Raw genomic sequence first — 24,047 nt, forward strand, 5'->3', positions numbered from 1 at the left:
ATCTAATCAGCATGCATCCAAATCGGGCGTTTTTTAACCGGTGTAGCCGTTTCAGATATAGGTTGATCAGGTGCGTTAGTAACAGTGGTTGCGTTAGAGTTTGATTGATGCTCGGTTACTCCATTTGGCCTTGAATCAACCATGGCTTCAGCACTCGTTTCCGGTGGCTGTACTGTTGTCGTTTCAGTCACAATTGTAGTAGGCTCAGATTGAATACGTTGCTCGGTAACTACATCAGTAGACTGATGCATAAGACTATTTTGAGCTGCTATTGGAGTTACGCCATCTTGAGCAGTGGAGGCTTCTAGCGTAGAGTTCACCACGATTTGAGCAGGTGCTTCATTAGTAACTTCAAGCCTATCGGAAGTTGTAACAGCTTCTACAGAGGCTGCAGGGTTTTTAGTCACCACTCCAGTTTCAGTTACAGACTCCGATGTAGACTCGGACATGTGAGCATTGATAGTTTCCGGAGTTTCGGCCGCAACTTGTGCTGTTCGGCGCTGTGAGCCTTGTCCCGGTTGACGTTGCCGCCGTTCCTGACGTGATTGCTTTTTCGGAATCAGATCAATGATTAGCGGCTCTAGAGTTTCGGGCGGTGGGACACGACGCTCCATTTGAATCGGACGATTCGTTGTTTCTACCGCTATTTCAGTGACAGGCTCAGCAGGAGCGCTAGACCTGTTAATGTCAGCACTTAATTGTTCAAAGCAGATTTCGGTCGTTTGTAGCTCATAACTCGTGATGGTTTCGGCTTCGAAGCTGATGCGCTGATTACGTTCGCGCCGCCCACGATTACGCTGACGACGGTTATCACGATTATCGCGACGTTGAGTACCATCCGCTGCAGTCTGAGCAGGGGTATCAACCAGCATCTCTTCAACAGCGATTACTTCAGTCGTGGTGGTGAGGATAACCGTTTCGGGTTCGGCAGCTAACGCTTCTGGTGCTAGCTCAGGGCGGTCACGATTGCGCCGGTTTTGTTGGCGATTGTCCCGCTCACGTTCTTGACGATTACGATTACGTTCACGCCGCTCATTGCGATTTTGATTGGGTGTGGTTTCATTATCGTCAGTAGCAATCGTTGCCTGAGTGTTAGCCTCTGCCGAAACTGTCTCAAGCTGAGCCTGCTGCTCAGGTTGACGGCGCTCAGGACGCTGTTGGCGACGCTCCTGACGTTCGGTACGCGGTGAGACCTGATTTTCAGCCGCCTCGTTAGCTTCGCTGGTTGGCAACTCTTCGTTGGCTGGCTGATTCTGCCGCCGACGATCATCACCCCGTTTACGCTCTTCACCATTACGGCGATTTTGCGGATTATTGCTGTTATTACGCCGATTATGATTAGGGCGGCGTTCTTCAACAGTCGAGTTTTCAGCACGTGCGGGTTGAGCATTAGCGGGGGCGGCTTGAGCAGATGCTTGTTCGTCCGCTTTGGCCTTGATTTGCGCCATCGTAGGTTCAACTTTGGCACTGCTACCAAATAAGCCATTGAGAATCCGCCGAATTAAGCCCGGATTCTTCTGCACATCCAAGACTTCAGGTTCTGTTATAGGAGTAGGGCGACGCTCACGTTCAGAGCGGTCAATTTGTGGTGCAGGTTGGCTTGGAATTACATTACCAACCACGGCTTCTGGTTGGATTTGTACGGGGTTCGCTAAGCGCTCAGCCATTAAATCTGCATCAGTGTCTTCGGGTTCACTGATTTGTGTATAGCTTGCACCCACGGTTTCCAGATCATCGGCACGCACCCGCATGATTTCAAAATGCGGGGTGTCCATGTGTGGATTGGGAATAACTGTTAGCTCAATATTGCGCCGCTTTTGAATGTTAACGATAGAATCACGCTTTTCATTCAAGAGATAGGCAGCAACAGGTACAGGCACTTGTGCAATAACACGGCCAGTTAGCTCTTTCATTGACTCTTCTTCCATCAAGCGCAGGATAGAAAGTGCTAAGGAGTCGGTGTTACGAATATGGCCTTGACCTTCGCAACGTGGGCAAACGAGCTGACTAGATTCCCCTAAAGAAGGACGTAGGCGCTGGCGGGACATTTCTAGAAGACCAAACCGCGAAATTCGTCCGACTTGGACGCGCGCACGGTCAATTTTTAAGGCTTCTTTCAAGCGACGTTCAACATCCCGTTGGTGCTTGCTCGGGAGCATATCGATGAAATCGATAACGATTAGGCCACCCAAATCGCGCAAGCGTAATTGACGGGCAATTTCATCGGCAGCCTCAAGGTTAGTATTGAGTGCTGTTTCTTCAATATCTTGGCCTTTGGTCGCACGTGCGGAGTTAATATCGATGGAAACTAGCGCTTCAGTATGGTCGATCACAATCGCACCACCAGAAGGCAGATTTACGGTGCGCTGGAAGGCCGTTTCAATCTGATATTCAACCTGATAGCGGCTGAATAAGGGTGTATTATCTTGATAGAGTTTCAGTTTACGCAAATTATGCGGCATCACGGCCTGCATGAAATCTTGTGCTTGCCGAAAGACTTTGGGGTCATCGATGACAATTTCGCCAATATCACGCCGGAAATAGTCGCGTAAGGCACGAATGATGACATTGCTTTCTTGGTATAAGAGTACGGGTGCTTTGTGCTGATTGGCTGCGGAGGTAATCGCCTCCCATAAAGTTTTAAGGTAATCCAAATCCCAACTGAGCTCTTCTAGCTCACGGTCAACCCCCGCAGTGCGCACGATAGCACCCATACCTTCAGGGATTTCTAGGTCGCTTAAGGTCTGTTTAATTTGCTGGCGATCTTCGCCCTCAATCCGCCGTGATACACCCCCTGCTTTGGGGTTATTTGGCATTAAAACTAAATAGCGACCAGCTAGGCTAATATAGGTGGTGAGTGCCGCCCCTTTATTGCCACGTTCTTCTTTATCGACTTGAATAAGGATTTCTTGGCCTTCACGCAGCATGTCTTTGATATTGACTTTGCTACCATTGCCGTATTTTCTGACTGCTTCAGGATGATAACATTCCGGCGCAATTTCGCGGAAAGATAAGAAACCATGACGCTGTGCGCCGTAGTTAACAAAGGCTGCTTCAAGGCTCGGTTCGATCCGAGTAATGACCCCTTTATAGATATTGGACTTTTTCTGTGCCCGAAATGGATGCTCGATATCCAAATCGTAGAGACGCTGGCCGTCTACCATTGCGACCCGAATTTCCTCGGCTTGTGTCGCATTAATTAAAATTCTTTTCATGTACTACACCACAAATGTGCAGTACCCGCTCAGCTTTTCCTATTCATGAAGAAGTAGCCGGCAACAATAAGCCTGAAGATAAAAGCTATTAGCACCCATCCGAAGACTTTAAGTTCGGATTCTTAGGTGTAAACATGGGGAAAGTAAGGTTTAGATCATCCCAGTGTGCTTTTATTACCTCTTAGTTGAATGCATCCTGTTGCTTGGTTGTCCAGTTAATGTCCCGTCCCGCTGGCAATTGCCCTAATCTGAAATAAATTCAGATGAGACTAGGTTATTCTTAGTTAAGTCTATCAAAGCGATGACTTAACTCAGTGTTAGTTTCCTTCTCTAAAAACAGGCAGCGATGATAACAGGTAACTGCTATGTTAATTTACTTTCAGTAAACCCTACTGAAGGCGCTGCTCTCAGGTAAAGTCGTCTTTAGTTGCGACTTTACTTACACAAATTCCACTTGGAATTTGATTGAATCATCCGGTTTTGAGTCCTATCATGCGTACCAGCATTGGCTTATAAATAAACCCGTCTGTCGGTAGGCAGAAACCACTAGGCTCAACGGTCAGACTTTTAAATCCATCTGTCCAGTAACCTAGCCTGAATATAGCAAGTTGGCTAATTGCATTCAATCGGATTCCCGACAATTAGCATACTGAATAAGGCTTTTCTCACATGTCAGTTGAATACTATACCGTGACTGCTAATGAAGCAGGACAGCGGATTGATAACTTTCTGTTAAAATATTTTAAGAAAGTTCCTAAAAGTGTCATCTATCGTATTGTTCGTAAAGGAGAAGTGCGCGTTGATAAAAAGCGCGTTAAACCCGAATACAAACTCGCTGAAGGTGAGCAAATTCGCATTCCGCCAGTGCGTACTGAGTTAGAGCAACCCCGCGCTAGTGAGGCTTCAGAACAGCTTCTTGAGCGGATTGATCAAGCTATTTTGCACGAAGATACGCATATTATTGTGGTGAATAAGCCAGCAGGTTTGCCCGTGCACGGTGGCAGTGGTGTTCCATTTGGTCTGATTGAAGCCTTTCGGCAATTGCGCCCAAATTTGCCCTTCGTGGAATTAGTGCATCGCTTGGATAAAGATACCAGTGGTCTGGTGATGTTGGCTAAGTCGCGTCCTGCATTAACTGCTTTACATCAAATGCTCAAAGACGGCGCAATCGAAAAGCATTATAAAGCTTTAGTCCACGGGCGTTGGCAAGGTGGTAAGCGCCATATCACCTTGGACTTAAAGCGTGAAAATAATTCTTACCAAAAGATGCAAGTGGCTGAAGAGGATGAAGAAGGGCAGACTGCAGAAAGTATTTTTAAGCCCATCTCTGCCTATGGCGATTGTACGTTGATGGATGTGCAAATCCTCACGGGGCGTATGCATCAAATTCGCGTACAACTCGCGCATTTGGGTTATCCGATTTTGGGTGATGAGCGTTATGGTGATTTCAAATTAAATCGTGAATATCGTGAGGTGGGTGTGAAGCGTTTATGTTTACATGCAGCCAGCCTAGCCTGCTATTTTGAATTGAGTGGTCAGAAGCTGCAGTTTGAAGCACCGTTGCCTGAAGATATTAATCAGGTATTAAAAGCTTTAAAGGGGCAAAAATGAAAACCAAACCTTATGAGCTGTTGATCTTTGATTGGGATGGAACGCTGATTGATTCAGCAGCGCATATCGTCAACTGTATTCACTTAGTGCATAACAAAGTAGGCTTAGACGTACGCAGTGATCTTGAAATCCGTAATATTATTGGCCTTGGCTTAGAAGAGTCTTTTCAGACTTTGCATCCGCAAGCAGCATATACGCAGATTCAAGCGGCGGCACATGAATATAAACAGCAATTCTTTTTGCATAATCGCCAAGTCAGTGAGCTATTTGCAGGCGCCCGTGAGACTTTAGATGCACTGGAGCGCCAAGGCTATTTATTAGCAATTGCCACTGGTAAATCGCGTCAAGGCTTAAATCAGGTGTTAGCTGAAACTCAATTAAAAGCTCTTTTCCCTATTACTCGTTGTGCCGATGAGACACGCTCTAAACCACACCCTCTGATGCTGGAAGAGATTTTGGCTGAATATAATCTGCCCGCATCAGCAGCCTTAATGATTGGGGATACGGAATATGATCTACAGATGGCGCATACGATTCAAATGCATGCAGCGGGTGTGAGTTACGGTGTACATGGGCGTGAGCGTTTAGTAGCTTTGAATCCGCGTGTTTGTCTAGAGGATATTCGTGAGTTGCCTGCTTGGTTAGCGTCTTTATAGATTGATAGGCTAAGACGACCGGCTTCAAGCTTCCGGTTCCCAACGCGATAAGTCAATATTGGGATCAGCTTGCCAAGTAGCCGTAAACGGAGTGTACAAATGACTTTCCAAAATACGTACAAACTGAGTGCGGCTAATAGTTTCCGCTCCCATGCTCATGAGATAGGGATTTGCCATTTGGCAATCAATCAAGGTAAAACCCCAAGTTTTTAAATGATAGGCAAGAGCGACTAAGGCCATTTTGGACGTATCGGGGGCGCGACTAAACATCGATTCCCCGCAAAATACCCCACCACTGGCAACTCCGTATAAGCCACCCAGTAATTCCTTACCACTGGTGTCATAGATTTCTACTGAATGCGCCCAACCTGCTAAATGCAAGCGACAATAGGCAGCATGCATATCATCGGTAATCCAAGTGCTATTAGTATAATTGCGTGGCGCAGAGCAAGCACGGACGACGGCAGAAAAGTTGCGGTCGAAGTGTACTTGATAGCCTTTATTGCGTATGGATTTGCGTAGGCTACGGGTAATGCGGATTTTGTGTGGGTAGAGCACTGCACGGGGGTTAGGACTCCACCAATAGATCGGTTCACGCGGACCAAACCATGGGAAAATGCCATGCTGATAAGCATTTACCAAGCGTTTTAAACTTAAATCTCCACCGACGGCTAATAAGCCATTCGGCTCATCCCACGCTTGATCGACCGGAGGAAACGCTTCTTCCGGTCGGTTAGGATTCAAAAGGTGTAAGCGCAGTTGACGCGTCATAGGTTTAGTTAATTAGGCTTTAGGTGTTTTAGCCAGCCTATCCAGATAACGCTCAGCATCCAAAGCAGCCATACAGCCCGTACCAGCGGAAGTAATCGCTTGGCGATAAATATGATCCATTACATCGCCAGCCGCGAATACGCCTTCGACGCTAGTTGCAGTAGCATTGCCTTCTAAGCCGCTGCTCACAGTGATATAGCCGCCGTTCATTTCGAGTTGGCCTGCAAAAATATCAGTGTTTGGTCTGTGCCCAATTGCTATGAATACACCCATCAACTCAATAGCTTCGGTTGCACCAGTTTGGGTACTTTTTACGCGAATACCAGTGACACCACTTTTATCACCTAAGACCTCATCTAAAGTGTGATTCCATAAAATCCGCACATTGCCATTTTTAGCTTTATCCAATAGATGATCTTGCATGATTTTTTCTGCACGCAGACTATCGCGACGGTGAACAAGCACGACTTCAGAGGCAATATTCGAGAGATAGAGTGCTTCTTCCACCGCTGTATTCCCCCCACCAATCACCGCGACGCGTTTTTTGCGATAAAAGAAGCCATCACAAGTTGCACAAGCCGAAACCCCTTTACCTTTGAAGTTTTCTTCAGATTCTAAGCCTAGATACATCGCCGAAGCACCGGTTGCAATGATCAAGGCATCACAGGTATAACTACCTGAATCGCCTTTTAAGCTAAAAGGGCGTTGTTTTAAATCGACAGTGTGGATGTGATCAAAGATAATCTCAGTGTTGAAGCGTTCTGCATGCTGTTGCATACGAGTCATTAAATCAGGCCCCATCACGCCTGAATGATCGCCCGGCCAATTATCGACTTCTGTAGTGGTCATTAATTGCCCGCCTTGTGCCATACCCGTGATCAAAACAGGGGTTAGATTAGCGCGTGCTGCATAAACTGCCGCGGTGTAGCCGGCAGGCCCTGAACCTAGGATCAATAGTCGGCAATGTTTAGTGTTCATGTATAATCCTCATTTTTTTATAGGCTAGCCGAGGGCTGCCGAAATAATTAGCCTAATCCTAAGGCAGGCCGAGTATAGGGTAAAGTAGTAAACCAATTTGTATCTTTCAAGCCAGACAGAACGGGCTATACTTTTAGCTGGCTAAGCTGTTGAAAAGAATTAAGGAAGCAGGTGACTTGAGCAAGGATAAAATTAAACTCAACCAGCGCAAGCGTGTCAGTTTGCAGCAGGCCTCAATAATCGTCTTTATGGGGATCGCAGCAGTATTGCTGCTGGCCTTGGTTTCATATGATGCTAAAGATCCCGGACCTTTTGTCCACAATAATAGCGGGATTAGTGTCGGCATGTGCAAAAACCTCGCCGGCTGTAAGGGCGCATGGTTAGCCAATTTTCTTTATGGTTTATTGGGTTATTTCGCTTATGCAGTTCCCGTTGTGCTGGTCGCGATGGGTTTAACGGCTTTCCGTTATCCTAAGCATTTGCGTACTCCAGCCAATCCCATTGGTGGCTTGAATGATGTGATTACGATCGTGGGTGCAGTGCTCACTTTAGTCGCAGGTAGTGGCTTAGCGCACATGCTCTTTACTCCTTATCCGTATGGGATTGGCGGCGGTATTCTTGGCTCAGTTGTTGCCAGTGGCCTATTAGGTACTTTCCTTGGTTTCTTTGGAACTTTGTTAGTGCTTTTATCCCTATTTTTAGGGGGGTTGACCGTTGTTGCAGATATTTCTTGGGGGGAGGTGACTGAAAAAGTCGGCGATTTCATGCTAAATATCTTTGAAAAAGCCCAAGGAATTAAAGATAAACATGGCTCGACGATGGTAACCGCCTCTGGTACGACCTTAAGTGTGGGCAAAGATTTATTAAAGTCGAGCGGCGAGTCCGTTAGTAAAATAGGTGGGCTGCTCGGCAAGGTCTCTGCTTTGCAGGGCATAAAAGAACAGGTGACTGGCAAACGCACGCCTTTAGACAATGATCTGTATACCCATGATCCACTTTTTAATGAGGAAAAGGTGGATAAGCAGGAGGCATTTTCTGCTAATACTGAGAAAGTCAGTAAAGTTTTAGATACACCTCTCATTACACCTGCGAATGAAGTGATTGAGGAAAAAGCTCCACGAGTACGCACTGTCGCGGCTGAGACCACTGTACGAGATAATGTATTAGCCGATGCTGCTTATACATTGAATCCTGAAAGTTCGGTAACTTTGCCGCGCTTGTCTTTATTAAATCCACCACCTTCGCCTAAAGATCGGGTACGTCAATCTAAAGAAGCCTTAGATTTGCTATCCTCACGCTTAGTCGAGTCTTTAGGACATTATGGAGTCAGGGATACTACAGTCGTTGCTTGCGAGCCGGGGCCTGTGATCACTCGTTTTGAGCTGCAATTACCGGATGGCACTAAGGCTAGTAAAATTTCAGGTTTAGCCAATGACCTCGCGCGCAATATGTGTGTATCTAGCGTGCGGGTGGTCGAAGTTATTCCGGGGCGGCCAACCATCGGTGTGGAAGTCCCCAATGATAAGCGTGATGTAGTCACGATTAGCGAATTGATTGAGTCGCGAGTCTATCAAAAAAGCGTTTCACCGCTTACTTTGGCCTTGGGTAAAGACATTGCGGGTAATTCAGTGGTCGCGGATTTAGCACGGATGCCGCATTTATTGGTGGCTGGTACAACGGGTTCTGGTAAGTCGGTGGCCGTGAATGCGATGCTCTTAAGCTTGCTGTATAAGGCTACGCCGGAGCAGGTGCGCTTGATTCTGATTGACCCAAAAATGCTGGAATTGAGTAGTTATGAGAATATTCCACATTTGTTAGCACCCGTTGTGACTGACATGAAGGATGCGGCAAACGCCTTGCGTTGGTGTGTGGCGGAGATGGAGCGCCGCTATCTGCTGATGTCGAAGCTTAAAGTGCGCAATATCAACGGCTTTAATACGAAAATTGAAGAAGCACAAGCACGCGGTGAACAGATTGCGGATCCGCTGTTTGATCCGTCCAAATCTTTAGAAATGAAGCCAGAGCCTTTGCAGCCCTTACCTTATATCGTGATTGTCATCGACGAGTTCGCAGACATGATGATGGTGGTGGGTAAAAAGGTGGAGGAGTTGATTGCACGTTTGGCGCAAAAAGCTCGTGCGGCGGGTGTTCATTTGATTCTAGCCACGCAACGCCCATCAGTGGATGTGATTACTGGCTTAATTAAAGCGAATATTCCTTCACGGATTGCGTTCCAAGTTTCTACTAAAATTGATTCGCGGACGATTTTAGATCAGGGCGGTGCGGATCAATTACTGGGGTATGGGGATATGTTGTATATGCCGCCCGGTACTTCGATTCCACAGCGCGTGCATGGCGCTTTAGTCACTGACCAAGAAGTAGAGGATGTCGCCACTTATCTCAAACAGCAGCGGGAACCTGACTACATTGTTGGTGTCCTAGCTGATACAGACGGTGGAATGGATGCAGCTATTCCGGGCTTAGAGCCTCTAGATAGTGGCGAGGAAGCGGATCCCCTCTATGATGAGGCGGTAAAGGTCGTCACTGAGTCGCGGCGGGCTTCGATTTCTTATTTACAACGACGTTTAAAAGTGGGCTATAACCGTGCGGCGCGCATGATTGAAGACATGGAGATTGCTGGTGTCGTCAGTGCTGTCCTGCCGAATGGAACTCGTGATGTGTTAGCGCCACCACCGGTTGATGATTATTAAATTAAAATTAGGATTTTGTTGAAGTTTATGATGAAAAAATTAGTAGCAACCGTATTTTTGGTAGCTGGTTTAATCCAAGGTGTACAGGCTGAGTCGGATGCAGTACCTGCTACCGGTGGGCAAGCTGCGACAGTGAGCGATGGCCGTTCTCGCTTAAACCAATTTTTTACCACGGTTAACTCCATGCAGTCTGGTTTTGTGCAAGAAGTTTACGACGATAAAGGGAAACTGAAGCAAAACTCGAAAGGGACTGTTTATCTCTCACGTCCCGGTAAATTTCGTTGGGAATATGCTGCCCCTGAGTCGCATCAAATTGTGGCAGATGGCAAAAATGTCTGGGTTTATGATGTGGAGCTGGATCAAGTGACCGTAAAACCCATGACGCAAGCCTTATCCGCCGCACCCGTAGGAATGCTGTTAAATAAGCAGCCCGTCGAGCAGCAATTTGCGGTTGAGCCGATGGAAGCTGAAAACAGCAAATTATCTTGGTTCCGCTTAAAGCCGCATAAGAAAGACTCTGATTTCACTACGATGGATTTGGGTATGAGTGATCAGGGTATTCAAGAAATGGTGTTAGGTGATAAGTTCGGCCAACAAACTTATATCCATTTCCAAGGCATGAAATTGGATGTGAATATTGATACCTCACGCTTTAAATTCACACCACCTGCCAATGTGGATGTGATTGGCAAACCCTCCTAAACTTTGATGACGACTGCCTTCACTCCTTTAGCGGAGCGGATGCGTCCGCAAACGCTCGCAACTTACGTGGGGCAGGCGCATTTACTCGCTAAGGGCAAGCCTTTACGTCGTGCCCTTGAAGAGGGTTATCTGCATTCGATGCTGTTCTGGGGGCCACCCGGAACGGGCAAAACTACCCTAGCGCGCTTAATTGCTCATTACTGGCAAGCAGAGTTTTTAACGTTGTCGGCTGTCTTGTCGGGTGTAAAAGAGATTCGGGCGGCAGTCGAAGTGGCCCAAGACAATCGTGAGCAACTGGGTAAAGCCACGGTACTATTCGTGGATGAAGTGCATCGTTTTAATAAAGCGCAACAAGATGCGTTCTTGCCACATATTGAGTCGGGCGTGCTGATCTTTATTGGTGCTACCACCGAAAATCCTTCCTTTGAGCTAAATAATGCGCTGCTTTCGCGGGTGCGGACTTATGTGTTACGCAGTTTAAGTACTGATGATATTCGCGCTATTTTGCAGCAGGCTTTGCATGATCAGAAGCAGGGTTTGGGTGCACGTGATTTAAGTTTAAGTACCACAGCTTTAGAACAACTGGTCTTAATGGCCGATGGTGATGCGCGGCGGGCTTTAGGCTGGCTGGAAATGGCTGCTGATTTGGCCGAAGAAACTGAGCAAGGTTTAGTGATTAGCGATGCTACTGTGCAAGAGGTAGCTAGTGGTTCTTTGCGGCGCTTCGATAAAGGAGGGGATTTATTTTACGAGCAGATTTCAGCTTTGCATAAAGCGGTACGTGGTACTGATCCTGATGCGGCTTTGTATTGGTTTTGTCGGATGCTTGATGGGGGCTGTGATCCTTTGTATATAGCGCGGCGGATCGTGCGTATGGCTTCAGAGGATATTGGCAATGCTGATCCGCGTGGTTTGCAGCTAGCACTTAATGCTTGGGATGCGTATGAGCGCTTAGGCAGCCCTGAAGGGGAGTTGATGCTGGCGCAAGCGGTGGTTTATTTAGCTTGTGCGCCCAAAAGTAATGCGACTTATAGTGCTTTTAAGCAAGCGATGCAGGATGCTAAGCAGTCGGGCTCATTAGAAGTACCCATGCATTTGCGTAATGCACCCACTAAGCTGATGAAATCCATGGACTACGGCAAAGGCTATCGCTATGCCCATGATGAAGCGAATGCCTATGCTAGTGGTGAAAATTATTTCCCTGAAGCACTCCAAGGTCAGCGTTACTACCAACCTGTTGAGCGCGGCTTAGAGTTAAAAATTCGCCAGAAATTAGCAAGCCTACGAGGTAAAATTTAAGCTGTTTGGTAGTTTAAGCTCTGCAACAATTGCTGATGCAGCTCTTTACTCGCGGCTGCTAAGACAGTAGTACTACTTAAACTCAATGGTTTACCCTGTAAGTCCGTAAACACACCACCTGCTTCATTCACAATGACTGACAAAGCAGCTATATCTAGTACATTCACATCGGATTCGACAATCATATCCACTTTACCACTGGCTAGTAGATGGTAATGTAGGAAATCACCGTAACCCCGAATGCGTTGCACTTGTGTGATAAGCTTACCTAAATTTCCCCAACTAGCGCTAGCCGCTAAAGAAGCTATATTGCCTAAAGACAAAGCTGACTGATTGATTTCAGTATAGCCACTGACTTTAATCGGTTGTTGATTGAGATAAGCACCTTGCCCCTGTTCGGCATAAGCCATTTCGTTAAAGGCGGGAGCATTCGATACGCCTAAAATCAGCTCCGAACCTTTCATTAAAGCAATTTGTGTAGAAAACATCGGATAGCGGCGCACAAAGCTTTTCGTGCCATCAATCGGGTCGATCAGCCAAGTATATTCCGCATCAGGATTGGTTTTGCCGGTTTCCTCACCAAAAAAGCCATGTTCTGGAAAGCGTTCTAGAATAATTTTCTTAATCGCTTGTTCTGCTTCAAGATCAGCAATCGTGACGGGTGATTGGTCTGCTTTGATCTCAACGGCAAATTTGCCATGATAATAATGCAGAATGATTTCTTGGGCAGCATACGCGGCTTCTAAGGCAGTTTGGAGGAACGGGCTCATAAGTTAATTTGGTTTCGTTTTCATTTAGTCAAAAGAGGGCGTCATTCAGCAGGATTAACCAGCACGAGTCAAGTCTCACGCCTCAAGTTAAGAGCTTTTGAATATGTTCATGCATGCATTGTGCCGTTGCTGCCCAATTTTGCTCGAGCATGATGGCATGACCGGCATTGACCCAAGTTAAGGGGCAGCAATACGTACCTGCCGTCCAATGCACTACACTGGCAGGCACTAAACGATCATGGCGTGCTCCAAGCACAGCGAGTGGCGTTTGCTTAATCCGTGAGACAAACGGCAAGTTTACATTCATATCCCAGAGCAAGCGCATCGACTCAGGGTGGGTATGTTTAAACCAAGTTTGTAGATTCTCATCGCTGACAGGATGGTAAAACAGTACATCGCGGGTAAATTGCAGATCAGTTTGCTCTGGTTGACTATAAATCCGTGCCATTTTCATCGCCAACAGTGGATTCGTCCAAGTGCTAATCATGGAAACTGGCATCATGCCTTGTGGGGGGACGCTACAGGCTAAGAGAGCAGCAGGGGCGCGATATTCTGATAAATAACGCTGCACCACCATCCCGCCCATTGAATGTCCAACGAGTACGGGTTCTTTACCGGTTTGAGTTTGAATATGCAGGACGGTTTGGCGTAAATCCTCGACAAAATCAACTAACCCAATCCGATTAATCGGCTTATCGCTGGGTGAATGGCCATGCCCGCGCAAACTCAAGGCATAAGCTTGATAACCTTGCGCCGCGAACCAGTTTAAAAAATACACATCCCAAATCCAAGCTGCACTTAAAATACCGTGCACAAATAAAAGCGGCTGGCCTTGAGGCTGAGTAGAGCGCTGAATGATTTCTAAATCCATCTTGAATCGTCCGCTGGCTACAGAAGTAGGCTGCAATTCAACAGGAATACCTGTGAGTGTCAAGGGTTTCCAAGCGAGTTGGTCGAATTGAGTTATACTGATGGGTTAAAATAACCAGCACACAGGAGCCGTTGATGGAGTATCGCCGATTAGGAAAGACTGATATCAAAGTCAGCAAAATTTGCTTAGGTACGATGACCTTCGGTGAACAAAATACCGAAGCAGAAGCACATGAACAGCTTGATTATGCCGTCGCGCAGGGCATTAACTTCATTGATGCCGCTGAAATGTATCCCGTGCCGATTAATGCCGCCACACAAGGTCGTACAGAGCAGTATATAGGCAGTTGGTTAAAAAAACGTTCGGATCGTGATCAAATCATTCTCGCCAGCAAAGTCGCAGGGCCAGGGCGCAAAGAAGCACTCGGTCATTTACGCGATGGCCCGCGTTTGAGCCGTGAGCAGGTATTACAAGCTTGTGATGCTAGCCTCCAACGCTTACAAACGGATTATATCGACCTCTATCAAATTCATTGGCCGAGCCGGAGTACTAATTATTTTGGGCAACTGGGCTATCGCTATGGCAAAGATCATCACCCCGAAACGATTGCAGAAACTTTAGGTGCGTTAGGTGAGTTAGTGGCAGCAGGTAAAGTGCGCCAGATTGGTCTATCCAATGAAACACCTTGGGGGCTAGCGGAGTATTTGAGTTTAGCGAAAGAGTTGAATTTGCCCCGAGTCGTGACAGTCCAAAACCCTTATAGTTTATTAAATCGTAGCTATGAAGTGGGCTTAGCCGAGTTTGCTCATCGAAGTTCAGTCGGTTTATTGGCGTATTCGCCGCTTGCTTTTGGAGTTTTGAGTGGCAAATATCTGAATGGCCAGCGCCCCGAAGGCACGCGTCTGACACGCTGGGGGCAATACTTCACCCGTTACACTTCTGAAAATGCGCAAAAAGTCACACAACAATATGTCGAGTTGGCTGAGCAACATGGCTTGAATCCGGCACAAATGGCTTTGGCTTATGTAAATTCGCGCCCCTTTTTAACGGCCAATATTATTGGTGCTACTAGCATGGAGCAATTGCGCAGCAATATTGCTAGTGCAGACTTAGTGCTGTCTGATGAGCTATTAAAAGGCATTGAAGCGATTCATGACATGCATCCCAATCCTTGCCCCTAAGCGGAGTGGGCAGTGATTCTCTATATTCACGGCTTTCGTTCTTCGTCGCTGTCGGCTAAGGCACAGGAAACCAAGCACTGGTTAGCGGCTCAAGGGCGCGCTCAGGAGTGGATTTGCCCTGACTTGCCGCTCTATCCGCTCGAAGCCATGCAGATGCTAGAAAACATTGTGCAGGCCTCCCAAGAGCCGCCAAGATTGATTGGTAGCTCGCTCGGTGGTTTCTATGCAACGGTCTTGGTCGCGCGTTATGGTTTAAAGGCGGTGGTGGTGAATCCTGCGGTGCATCCGGGCTTGGTATTGCGTCCGGCGGTGGGGCTAATGACGAGTTTCTATGGTGATGAGCAATACTCGTTTACTGAGCAACATTTGCAAGAGTTGCATGCTTTGGATTTGCCAGCACCCTTGCACCCAGACAATATCTTATTTCTGCAAGAGCGGGGCGATGAGGTTTTGGATTGGCAAGCGGGTCTAGCCTATTATCGGGACTGTCACCAACTCGTGTTTGCGGGTGGGGATCATGGTTTCACGCGCTATCGAGCGGTGTTACATTTAATTGACCATTTTTTAAATGATTAACTTATGACCCTAGAACAACTTTTAGAGCAGTTGAAAAGCCAGCAAAAACTTAATTTCGCTGAAGTAATCGCCACGCTTGAGGCTCATTATGAGTATACGCCCCAAAGTTTCACGAATGGTTTGGGGGTGGATTGCGTACAGAATCCAGCGGGCACGAATGAAGGCTCTTGCAAGGTGTTTGCGTTTGGGCAATTGCAGCAGCTTTCCCCTGAACAGACTTTAGCCTGCTTTGGCGAGCATTATCGGAAAGTACTAGCGATCCCTGAAGGCACTGATCATAGGAATATTCGTAGCTTTATGCACCACGGCTGGGCAGGAATAGAGTTTTTGGGGAATGAGCCTGCATTGAAGCTTAAGTACCAGTAAACTGAAGGCCATGAAAGCATGACCTTAGTTAAACTAACTCGTCGTAATCGCCAAGCTTTCACTAGGTGAGCTTAAGGGAGTGATATTTGTAGCTTCGATTTGCATTCGAGTCATGGTCGCTTTGCCCACGATGGTTGCAAACGAGGCATCTGCAGCATCGCGCGCTGTGGAAATGCGCACAAAGCTGCTCGTGGGAGCCATGCGAGTTGCATCAAAGAAATACCATTTACCGTCTAAGTAGGCTTCGAAGACGCCGTGAAAATCAGCTGGTGGCTCTAAGCCGGGCGCATAGGCCGAAACATAACGAGCAGGAATCCCTAGAGCACGACACAAACTAATGCTTAAATGTGCAAAATCACGACACACGCCAGCACGTTGCAATAAGACCTCACTCGCACCACTAGACGCATTAGTTGTACCGGGTACATACTCAATATTCTCATAGACCCAATCAACTACCGCAGCGACGCGTGTATAACCTGTTGGGATGCCTTCAAATGTCTTATACGCAAAGCGCCCGATGCGATCTGCTTCGCAATAGCGGCTTGGATTCAAATAAGGCAAAACCTCCGCTGGCAATTGTGCATAAGGGGTTTCTGCTACTTGACTAGGATCAGATGTATTAACTTGTAAGGCGAAACTAGCTGCATAATCAATACTGAATAAGCCGGGCTGCGCGGTGACGCGAATACTACGCCCGCCTTCGGGACCATAATTAAACGTTTCATAGGGCACATAAGGGTTTAAGATTAAATTCTCTTGTTGGAGAGTTTGATACGCATTTAAAGCAGGCATGATGCTGAAAATAAAAGTTGCGGCTGATTCCAGTTTGTAATCTAGCTGGGTGGCGACTTGGATCAGACTCATATGCATTCCTTGGGTTAAGTTAGCGGTTAATCACAAATTAAAGAAGCAATTCATGCGCCAATTAATTGCTGTATACCCTCATAGGCTAGTCTATTTCCCCAAAAAATGTGAATGCCGCTATAGAAATTGAGCAATCTAAGTTTGTATAGCGTAAAACTTGGCTTATAATAAGCACTTATGCTAGTAAATAAGAAAAATCATATGAAACTTAAATTCATTCTATTAGGAGCTATCAGCTTATTATCTGGCTGTGCCGCGGTGCCCAATGTGGTCGCTCCGCCGAGCATTTCAGTGCAGGATGTAAGCTTACAAAATCTCTCACTAACACAAGGCATGGCTTTAGTCGGTTTGCAGGTGACTAATCCGAATGCTTTCCCGATTCCACTGGAAGGTATTCAATACAACCTGCGTTTAAATGGCACTCAGGTCGCTAGTGGTGATCAGCGACAATCTATGTATTTGCAACCTAATCAGCCCACACCCGTGCAAATTCCAGTGCAATTGCAGCTTGCTACTCTCATGCAACTAGCACCGGTGCTGTGGCAAAATCGCGCGGCGCAATATCAATTAGATGGTGCAGTACGCCTGCCGTTTATTAGTGTTCCGTTTCAACGGCAGGGTGCGATTGGAGTCAATTAGCCAAAGAACTGGATATCCCAAAAATCTTTGCGTAAGTGTTTAAATAATTGCGTAGCTTCTGCAGGGCTGGGTAAACCTAATTCATGCTGTAGGCTCAAGTCAGTTTCTTGTTGGAAGCTGGCTTCTAAATTTGTAATCGCTTCAAGCTGAGCTTGCCGAATGTGAGCTTGTTGGGCGGTGCTTAATTGTGGCATCACCCAAGCGTGAATAGCCCAAGAGAGAGCAGCATGACGCGTTTCTTCTTCAGTGATATGGCTAATCACTGTACGAAAGATCGCATGTGTAGCACGCTCAGCTTGCCACCAACCACAAGCAGCCGCGAAAGTTTCATAAATACAACCCTCTAAAGCATTCTCTAAAGCGATTTCGTATAAAGAGCGCAATTTAAAATCAGCTACCGCTAGTGTTGCTGTTTGCTCTGCATAAGCAGCAGCGAGTAAGCCGGCCATTTCCGCATGTTCAGTTTCCTCAAGTATTGCTGCTTCTGCTAAATCAATTAGAACCTGAGGTGCTGCATAGGCTTTTAGCTCTTGAGCTAAATAACGGAAAGCAGTGATGGCCGCAGTTTCCATAGTAGCCATGTTGGTGAAGTAGCTACCTAATAGCTGAGAATTGTTGGGTTGAACGAATGCAATATTGCACTCGTCTGGTATACGTCCGGGAATAGGACAGCCCGATTTACGTAGATAATTACGAGTGACTAATTCATAACTAGCTGAGCAATTCATTTGGGGCATATTGTTAGGGGTCGATTGAACGGTACAGTTGTTCACCTGAATATTTTCCAATCTACTACCGCCCATTACTCCACGAGTACGTAGACTTAATTGTTGTTTGCACAGATCAATACAAGCTTCAGCCGAAAGATTATTGCTAGGAGCTGGTCCTGAAACTGTTTTTTGACCAAACTCACGAGTATCAGAGCCAAAACATCCACTAAACGGATCAGGCGTAGTAGTTTTTCCAGGCAATGCTGGTTTATTAGTGGCGGGTGGTACAGTAGCTGCTGGCTCATGAGTACAGGCAACTTGTGTGCTTAAAGGCAAGGCTGCTAACACCGCATTACGTAATACAAATTTAAACTGATTAATATTCATAACAATTTTTTCTAAAAAAGAAAACAGTATAATACAAAAAATAAGCAATTTTATAGGTCGAGTGCTTTGGAGTAACGCTTAAAGAGGCGAGATTAAGTAGAGTTAAAACTTAAGATCGTTTGATTAAAAATCATTTAATTTAGCATTAATAGATCAATGCTCAGTGCGTAGTAGTAGCTAAACCTCCTTTAATTTAGTGATAGCTAAAGCCTCTCAGACGCTAGACAATAGCCTTTTCATGACAAAAGCGAGGTTGGTTATGCATTTTTTCAAATCTACCCAGTTGGCTTGGCTGCAAAGCTCTTTGCTACTGTTAGTCTTGGTTTTAAGCTTGCCCACTCAAGCGGCCACGGTGCTTAAACCGGTTGATAATGCCTCTAATGATCCAAGTTTCTTAGCATTTCGCAGCCAGCTCTTGAAAACCATTGAACGCAAAGATGCCAAAGCTTTATTAGCGGTGGTCAATAAAAATATCCATGCTTCCTTCGGGATGGAAAATGGTATTGAAGACTTCAAAAAGATGTGGGGGCTAAACAAGCCAGCTACTAGCCAGTTGTGGGGTGAACTTAGCAAAGTGCTAAAAATGGGTGGTTCTTTTAGCAATAAAACAACATTTGTTGCGCCTTATGTGTTTAGCGAGTGGCCAGAAAGTCAAGATGCTTTTGAAAATTGGGCGGTGATTGCTAAAGATGTGAATATTCGTGCCAAGCCTAGTACGAGCGCCGCAGTGTTGAAAAAGGTGAGTTATGAAATCCTGCCGATTGAATTCAGTGAAAATGAGCAATGGGTGACGGTGAAGCTCGCTCAAGGTAAAAAAGGCTATATTGCCAGCCAATATATTCGTAGCTCGGTGGATTACCGCGCCTTTTTTGAAAAGATCAATGGGCTCTGGCAAATGACGGTATTTATCGCAGGCGATTAGATCATCAAGTTAACCCAAAATGTGACACTGAGTAGCGAGATTAAAGTCGAGAAGACCACAAGCTGTGAGCTGGCTTGTTCAAATAAGTTGTAGCGCATGGCGACCACATGTACTAAAGCTCCTGTCGGCAACGCAGTCAGGAGTACAGTCGTTACCAGCCAAATGGGATCGGTCACCCCTAGGAGATAAAAAGCGAAATAAGTCAGTGCAGGATGTACTAACAGTTTAAGCGTAATTAACCAGCTTAGTTCACCCAAGCTGGTTTGAATCTGCCGAAACTGGAGACTTGCCCCCAAGCAAAACAGCGCCACTGGAATAGCAGCGGGCGCGAGCATATCCAAGGTAGTATTAACGACTTTGGGCAGCGCTAGATTAAAGCCTGAGGCAAGTAAGCCAAGTACAGTCGATAAAAAAATCGGGTTGCGCAGGAGAGAACGATCCAAAGTCGTCCAAATTTGCTTTAAGCTCATGCTGTGTTGGCGCAAAGCCTCAATCCACAGTTGTGCGCCACCAATAATAAATAAATTCCCAGCCAGAATGATACTAATCGTTGCTGCGGATGCTCCTAGCAAGCTAAAAGTCAGTGGAATGCCCATATAAGCAAAATTCGCAAATACACTATTTAACCCACGCATCACCAACTCAGGTGGTGATTTACAGTGGAAAAGATAGCGACTGCTTAATACTGCAATAAGGGAAGTTAAAATAATACCTAGCACAAAAGCAGCTAGCGCAGGCCAATTGAATAAATTATCTAAAGTTTGTCGGCGGGCTGCATTAAATAAAAGCGCAGGTACTGCAAAGTAATATACGAACAGATTCAAGGCTGGCAGCATTTTGACATCAAGGATGGTTCTGCGAGCGAGATAGCCTAGGCCAATCAAGGTAAATAAAGGAATAATCGCGAGCAGGCTTGCAGTCACAGTAACATCCGAGTCAGGTTTGAAACGCGGCTATTATAGTGAAAACTGCTTGGAGTGCAGTCAGTTTATCTTAAAACCATAAGCTCTCTTGCCATGCTAAATTAGGTTTACCCCCCTCAGTAGCTACTTGGGTGGCGTTAGCTGGTAAATTGTGTTCAATCCAATAAAGGGGTGTTTTTTGGTTATTGGTGTGTAAAAGATTTTGCAGGATAGTGAGGAATTGCTGATTTGGATTGATTAAGAGTGCACTGCTATTTTCAGTCAGCAACTGAATATCTAAGCTACTCAGTTTATCGTTTAACTCTAAGGGTTTGTATCCATGTAGCTCACTTGCAGTATTACTAGGGCTTTTGCCTAATTCTAAGGGATTACGTTGAGGCAGTTTAGTATCAGAATTGGTTTCATCTACAAAATCAAGTAGCTCAATCAGCGGATCAGTTTGCGGGGTATTGAGTGCTAAAGGTCGTTGAGGCTGAGCTTCTGTAGGAGTGTCTGTGATTTGGTTGATTTGCTGCTCAACCACTTGCCCAACCTGCTGGTTAAGTGCTTGTTGTTTAGCATTTTCTTCGGAGTTTGACTGGGGCAGCGACAAGTACTGTTTAGTGGATTTCCCAAATTCTATGCTGGGCGTATTAGTCAAAGGTAGACTACGTACAGTTTTTAGATCAATAGCTTTACTAGGGGCTAGAGTGCTAGAGGAAATCATGAAGGACTATTCCAGTATTTTATAATTTCAGTCATTTATTAACTAAATTAATGCCTGATGAAAGCTTGCTGGGGATAATTGGATAAATTGTCGAAATGAACGGTAGTTAAGCTGTTTTTTTGAACAATGCCCAGCTTGTTTGCCGAGCATTGCTATTAGTTTTATTTAAGCTAAGCGCTTGACTTGAGCTTCAATAATATCGCCATATACCGTGTTATCGTCGCCAAAATACACCATTGAAGAAGCTAGTTTACTGGCAAGAATCGCGTATTTTACCTTTTCAGGTAAGCGTTCAATTCGTTCCTTAAATTGCTCGGTTTGAATCAAAGCTGGCATATGTGCAAGCATCGCCTGCTTGTAAGCTGCTTCATGTACCAAGTGCGGATTGGCTTGGAAGTAAGCAAACATGCGCGCGTAATGCGCATTAATTTCTTGGCTAACCTGCGTAGAAATATCGGTATAGGTGATTTTTCCACCCGCCTCACGCTGACGCTTAATCACCACACGTGCTTCTTGCTCAGCCATCTGGTTCAGAATCGCGATGACATCATTCACATACTGCTGTTTATGCGCGAGAAACTCTGCTTCGCTTAAAGTCAGATTGGCGATAATTTCATAAGAAGAGGAAATAACTCCACATTTATTCGCTGAAGCATCGCGCATAATTACTACGCCACGTTGTTGCAGCACACGGCGTGCATCAGGCGTGATAAAAGAGTTAGCGCCTTCCACAATCACACGGGCACTGGGTTCACCCTCTTCTTTGAAAAATTGATCCACATTATGCATGGCAATCGTTTCAGGGCGACCACCGGCAGGAATGAACAAGTCAGTTTCTACTGTGAAGGTCAGTTGATTGAAAATCTTGTTGAATTCATCGGTCGAAATCCAATCTTCTTCTAAACCTAAAGAGGTTTTCTTCAACTGTTTATACAGGTCGCGCATGCCATCATGCTTTTTCTGGCTGCGATAGATAATGAAAGCACCTTCATGCAAAGCATTGGCATCGAAAGCATCCAAATCCGCTTTAAGAATCACTTTGCACAGGGAATCATGGTCTAAGCCTTCGGGATCAAAAGCTGCAGCCGTACCATCTACAATCATGCGAATTTGTACCTGCTCACAGCGTTCCAGCAAAAGGCGCATGCTATTGCCTGCCACATCACCATTCGGACCACCAGTAATTTTGATGCTGAATGGATCAGTGTGCATATTAATGCCAAGGGTTTCTTGCATGGTCACTTCAGCAAAGCGAATCACACCGATGGAAGTGACCCCATATTCTTTATGATTAATCCCTACCTTTTTGCTGGACATAATACCAGCACCGAGCAAATAGCCGCGTTGCACCGCTAACTGAGCAATTAACTCAATCATCACGTCATGCATATTTTCATCGGGGCCGAGTTCGATCGGCTCGTCCTCACCGTAATAATCCACTACGCGCGGATCTTTCGCCTTACCGTTCTCAGTGACATACAAGTCGAGGAAGGCATTGGCAAAGCCATATTGCAGTTTATATAAATATTGCAGGACAGTGGCTTGTGGTGTGCCGGGGCGAGTATTGAGGATGGAAACCATCTTTGAGCCGCCCTCGTAAATGTCTTTATTCTTCAAATGTTGAGTATGTGCCAGTACATAGTTTTCGCGGAATAGGGTATTGGCGCTATTGGTATAATCATCATGGCCTTGAGTCATGAGTGTCCGCCAGCCGCCGCGTGCAATATCGGAGAAACCAATGTGATAACCAGAACCACTGCGGCCTGCGAAGAAGGTAATCCGGAAGGGACGTTCTTTGGGTAAGTCAGCGGTAAAATCTTCTCCTAGCTCTTCTAGGTAAGCCGGATCAAGGCGGAAGGCCAGCGCATGTTTCTCGTCTACGAAGAAATTGGTCTTTAAGCAGTGGGTAATAAAACTCATCGCACAGCGGAAAATAACACGGCGCGTCTCATCCAAGAAGCGGCGACCGGTATTGAAGTTATCAATTTTGTTTTTGGTCGCTTGCAATAGTTCGGCATAGATGGATTCGCGATTCACTAGATTTGGTTTAAAACGTGCATGGAAGAGCTTGACCAATTGCTGGCTGAGTTCAGGTTGAGCAATGAAAGCACGTTGCACTACTTCAGGATCAAATTGATCAGGTTTATTGTGCGCGAGATTGGTATGACAGAAAGTGATTAAGGCTTTAATTAAAGTCGCGTCCATCCCACTCATGATACCTGTGGCGACTAGAGCATTAAAACTAGTAGAGTCGGAAGAAATAATTTGCGTGTTATACAGTTCATCCTGTAAAGCTTGGAAAAGTTCATTGCCATTTTCTAGCACCGCACCATGGCGGGGTTGTACATAAAAGCTCGCTAAAAAGGTTGGAAAAATTCCATTACTTAAGGTGATGGTATAAGTACGTTTCACCCCAATTTTCAGGCGTTTAAACACTTCAAAGACTTGTAATAGAAAATCGCGCTGGGGCGGGTTGCTAACGCCAAATAGCACACGATTGGTTTCACCATTGACTGCATTGTCAATCGGATCAATATCTAGGTGGATACCACCGTGGGCTTGAGTTTTTTGATAGAGATCAAGTACTCGGGCTAAGCGCTCAGGATGGGAAACATGCACATAATCTGGATTGTTAATCCACAAGAGCTTCACTAGTTGGTCGGTTTGGCTAGTATCAAAATTAGGGGCGTGAATACGCAGATTATCTTCGATTTTTTCTTTAATGCCCACAGGCGGCGACTGATCATCTTTGGCCAAAGCGGCAGCTACCTCAGCATCGGACACCGCATTGTAGTCAAAACGCAGGACTTCTAAAAAATAATCACTATTGGGTAAGCGCAATAACGAGGTATTGATTTCAGAATAAGATAAATTATCGCGTTTTGGTAAAGAGCTGAGCGTATTATAAATTGAGTTGGGGACGCCATTTTGGGCAATTAACATGTGCTTGGGGCGGTCAGCCAGGCGAATATAGGGTAGGCGGTGAATGCGATACAGCGATTCAACTAAAACGGCTAAAGCATCGGGTTCGGCACGGTTAAAACTAAAAAAGAAGGGGTGCATGGCTTGTTGTAGCCAAGCTAGGTTACTATCCGTTCTACTACAACTTTCCTGAATGATGGCTTGAATTTGGTCAATAACTTGTTGTCCTGGATCTTTGTCCATGGTAACTCCTCCTGTGTGTTG

General features: G+C 45.9%; 20 protein-coding genes. 10 read left to right on the forward strand and 10 right to left on the reverse strand.

The window, feature by feature from the left end; all coding sequences use genetic code 11:
- Window positions 1-2 precede the first annotated feature (2 nt).
- Window positions 3-3,215 carry a ribonuclease E gene (rne, locus tag Q0307_RS02790; protein ID WP_298656154.1) on the reverse strand — a complete coding sequence of 1,071 codons (3,213 nt, stop codon included), beginning with the start codon at window positions 3,213-3,215 and terminating at the stop codon, window positions 3-5.
- 669 nt (window positions 3,216-3,884) lie between these two features.
- Between rne and Q0307_RS02795 the strand changes: the two genes are divergently transcribed.
- Both Q0307_RS02795 and Q0307_RS02800 read left to right on the forward strand, forming a co-directional pair.
- Window positions 3,885-4,826, forward strand: a complete 942-nt coding sequence (locus Q0307_RS02795; RefSeq protein WP_298656156.1) for an RluA family pseudouridine synthase — start codon at window positions 3,885-3,887, stop codon at window positions 4,824-4,826.
- Window positions 4,823-5,482 (forward strand): HAD-IA family hydrolase, encoded by a 660-nt coding sequence (locus Q0307_RS02800; protein WP_298656158.1) that lies wholly within the window; start codon window positions 4,823-4,825, stop codon window positions 5,480-5,482. Before Q0307_RS02795 ends, Q0307_RS02800 begins: the two co-directional genes overlap by 4 nt.
- A 24-nt stretch (window positions 5,483-5,506) precedes the next feature.
- Here the strand turns inward: Q0307_RS02800 and aat are convergent, their stop codons facing one another.
- Window positions 5,507-6,253, reverse strand: a complete 747-nt coding sequence (gene aat, locus Q0307_RS02805; protein ID WP_298656161.1) for a leucyl/phenylalanyl-tRNA--protein transferase — start codon at window positions 6,251-6,253, stop codon at window positions 5,507-5,509.
- A 12-nt stretch (window positions 6,254-6,265) separates the two neighbouring features.
- On the reverse strand, window positions 6,266-7,231 hold the full coding sequence (trxB, locus tag Q0307_RS02810; RefSeq protein ID WP_298656164.1) for a thioredoxin-disulfide reductase: 966 nt from the start codon (window positions 7,229-7,231) through the stop codon (window positions 6,266-6,268).
- Window positions 7,232-7,407: 176 nt separating this feature from the next.
- Here trxB and Q0307_RS02815 point away from each other — a divergent pair, with 176 nt between their 5' ends.
- The 3 genes from Q0307_RS02815 to Q0307_RS02825 are packed head-to-tail and all read left to right on the forward strand — an operon-like array spanning window position 7,408 to window position 11,943.
- Window positions 7,408-9,942 carry a DNA translocase FtsK gene (locus Q0307_RS02815; RefSeq protein ID WP_298656167.1) on the forward strand — a complete coding sequence of 845 codons (2,535 nt, stop codon included), beginning with the start codon at window positions 7,408-7,410 and terminating at the stop codon, window positions 9,940-9,942.
- A gap of 27 nt (window positions 9,943-9,969) precedes the next feature.
- The gene (gene lolA / locus Q0307_RS02820; protein ID WP_298656170.1) at window positions 9,970-10,644 is read left to right on the forward strand and encodes an outer membrane lipoprotein chaperone LolA; all 675 of its coding nucleotides are present in this window, start codon (window positions 9,970-9,972) and stop codon (window positions 10,642-10,644) included.
- A gap of 6 nt (window positions 10,645-10,650) precedes the next feature.
- On the forward strand, window positions 10,651-11,943 hold the full coding sequence (locus Q0307_RS02825) for a replication-associated recombination protein A (protein ID WP_298656173.1): 1,293 nt from the start codon (window positions 10,651-10,653) through the stop codon (window positions 11,941-11,943).
- Here Q0307_RS02825 and Q0307_RS02830 read toward each other — a convergent pair.
- The gene (locus Q0307_RS02830; RefSeq protein ID WP_298656176.1) at window positions 11,940-12,713 is read right to left on the reverse strand and encodes an inositol monophosphatase family protein; all 774 of its coding nucleotides are present in this window, start codon (window positions 12,711-12,713) and stop codon (window positions 11,940-11,942) included. The two genes, Q0307_RS02825 and Q0307_RS02830, sit on opposite strands and share 4 nt — an antisense overlap.
- Before the next feature lie 82 nt (window positions 12,714-12,795).
- Entirely contained in the window at window positions 12,796-13,584 is a 789-nt protein-coding gene (locus tag Q0307_RS02835) for an alpha/beta fold hydrolase (protein WP_298656179.1), read from the reverse strand.
- Between the two features lie 134 nt (window positions 13,585-13,718).
- Here Q0307_RS02835 and Q0307_RS02840 point away from each other — a divergent pair, with 134 nt between their 5' ends.
- Genes Q0307_RS02840 through Q0307_RS02850 form a run of 3 tightly spaced genes read left to right on the forward strand, consistent with a single transcriptional unit; the run spans window position 13,719 to window position 15,707 of the window.
- Window positions 13,719-14,765, forward strand: coding sequence for an NADP(H)-dependent aldo-keto reductase (locus tag Q0307_RS02840; RefSeq protein WP_298656182.1), 1,047 nt, complete (start codon window positions 13,719-13,721; stop codon window positions 14,763-14,765).
- Between the two features lie 12 nt (window positions 14,766-14,777).
- Complete coding sequence (locus Q0307_RS02845) at window positions 14,778-15,341, forward strand: YqiA/YcfP family alpha/beta fold hydrolase (RefSeq protein WP_298656185.1); 564 nt, start codon at window positions 14,778-14,780, stop codon at window positions 15,339-15,341.
- A gap of 3 nt (window positions 15,342-15,344) precedes the next feature.
- Entirely contained in the window at window positions 15,345-15,707 is a 363-nt protein-coding gene (locus Q0307_RS02850; RefSeq protein ID WP_298656188.1) for a HopJ type III effector protein, read from the forward strand.
- A gap of 33 nt (window positions 15,708-15,740) precedes the next feature.
- Here Q0307_RS02850 and Q0307_RS02855 read toward each other — a convergent pair whose 3' ends face one another.
- Complete coding sequence (locus Q0307_RS02855; protein ID WP_298656191.1) at window positions 15,741-16,574, reverse strand: transglutaminase family protein; 834 nt, start codon at window positions 16,572-16,574, stop codon at window positions 15,741-15,743.
- 201 nt (window positions 16,575-16,775) lie between these two features.
- On the opposite strand from Q0307_RS02855, the gene Q0307_RS02860 reads away from it, so the two are divergent.
- Window positions 16,776-17,213 carry an LEA type 2 family protein gene (locus tag Q0307_RS02860; RefSeq protein ID WP_298656194.1) on the forward strand — a complete coding sequence of 146 codons (438 nt, stop codon included), beginning with the start codon at window positions 16,776-16,778 and terminating at the stop codon, window positions 17,211-17,213.
- On the opposite strand, the gene Q0307_RS02865 is transcribed toward Q0307_RS02860, so the two are convergent.
- The gene (locus tag Q0307_RS02865; protein WP_298656197.1) at window positions 17,210-18,310 is read right to left on the reverse strand and encodes a ferritin-like domain-containing protein; all 1,101 of its coding nucleotides are present in this window, start codon (window positions 18,308-18,310) and stop codon (window positions 17,210-17,212) included. The genes Q0307_RS02860 and Q0307_RS02865 overlap by 4 nt on opposite strands.
- Window positions 18,311-18,569: 259 nt before the next feature.
- Here Q0307_RS02865 and Q0307_RS02870 point away from each other — a divergent pair, with 259 nt between their 5' ends.
- The gene (locus Q0307_RS02870) at window positions 18,570-19,232 is read left to right on the forward strand and encodes an SH3 domain-containing protein (RefSeq protein WP_298656200.1); all 663 of its coding nucleotides are present in this window, start codon (window positions 18,570-18,572) and stop codon (window positions 19,230-19,232) included.
- Here Q0307_RS02870 and Q0307_RS02875 read toward each other — a convergent pair.
- The 3 genes from Q0307_RS02875 to Q0307_RS02885 form a co-directional block, all read right to left on the reverse strand.
- The gene (locus tag Q0307_RS02875; RefSeq protein ID WP_298656206.1) at window positions 19,229-20,155 is read right to left on the reverse strand and encodes an AEC family transporter; all 927 of its coding nucleotides are present in this window, start codon (window positions 20,153-20,155) and stop codon (window positions 19,229-19,231) included. The genes Q0307_RS02870 and Q0307_RS02875 overlap by 4 nt on opposite strands.
- A gap of 70 nt (window positions 20,156-20,225) precedes the next feature.
- Window positions 20,226-20,861, reverse strand: a complete 636-nt coding sequence (locus Q0307_RS02880) for a hypothetical protein (protein ID WP_298656214.1) — start codon at window positions 20,859-20,861, stop codon at window positions 20,226-20,228.
- A gap of 165 nt (window positions 20,862-21,026) precedes the next feature.
- Window positions 21,027-24,026, reverse strand: coding sequence for an NAD-glutamate dehydrogenase domain-containing protein (locus tag Q0307_RS02885; protein WP_298656219.1), 3,000 nt, complete (start codon window positions 24,024-24,026; stop codon window positions 21,027-21,029).
- Window positions 24,027-24,047 lie beyond the last annotated feature (21 nt).

This window comes from uncultured Thiothrix sp. (assembly GCF_937873765.1).
Lineage (GTDB): Bacteria > Pseudomonadota > Gammaproteobacteria > Thiotrichales > Thiotrichaceae > Thiolinea.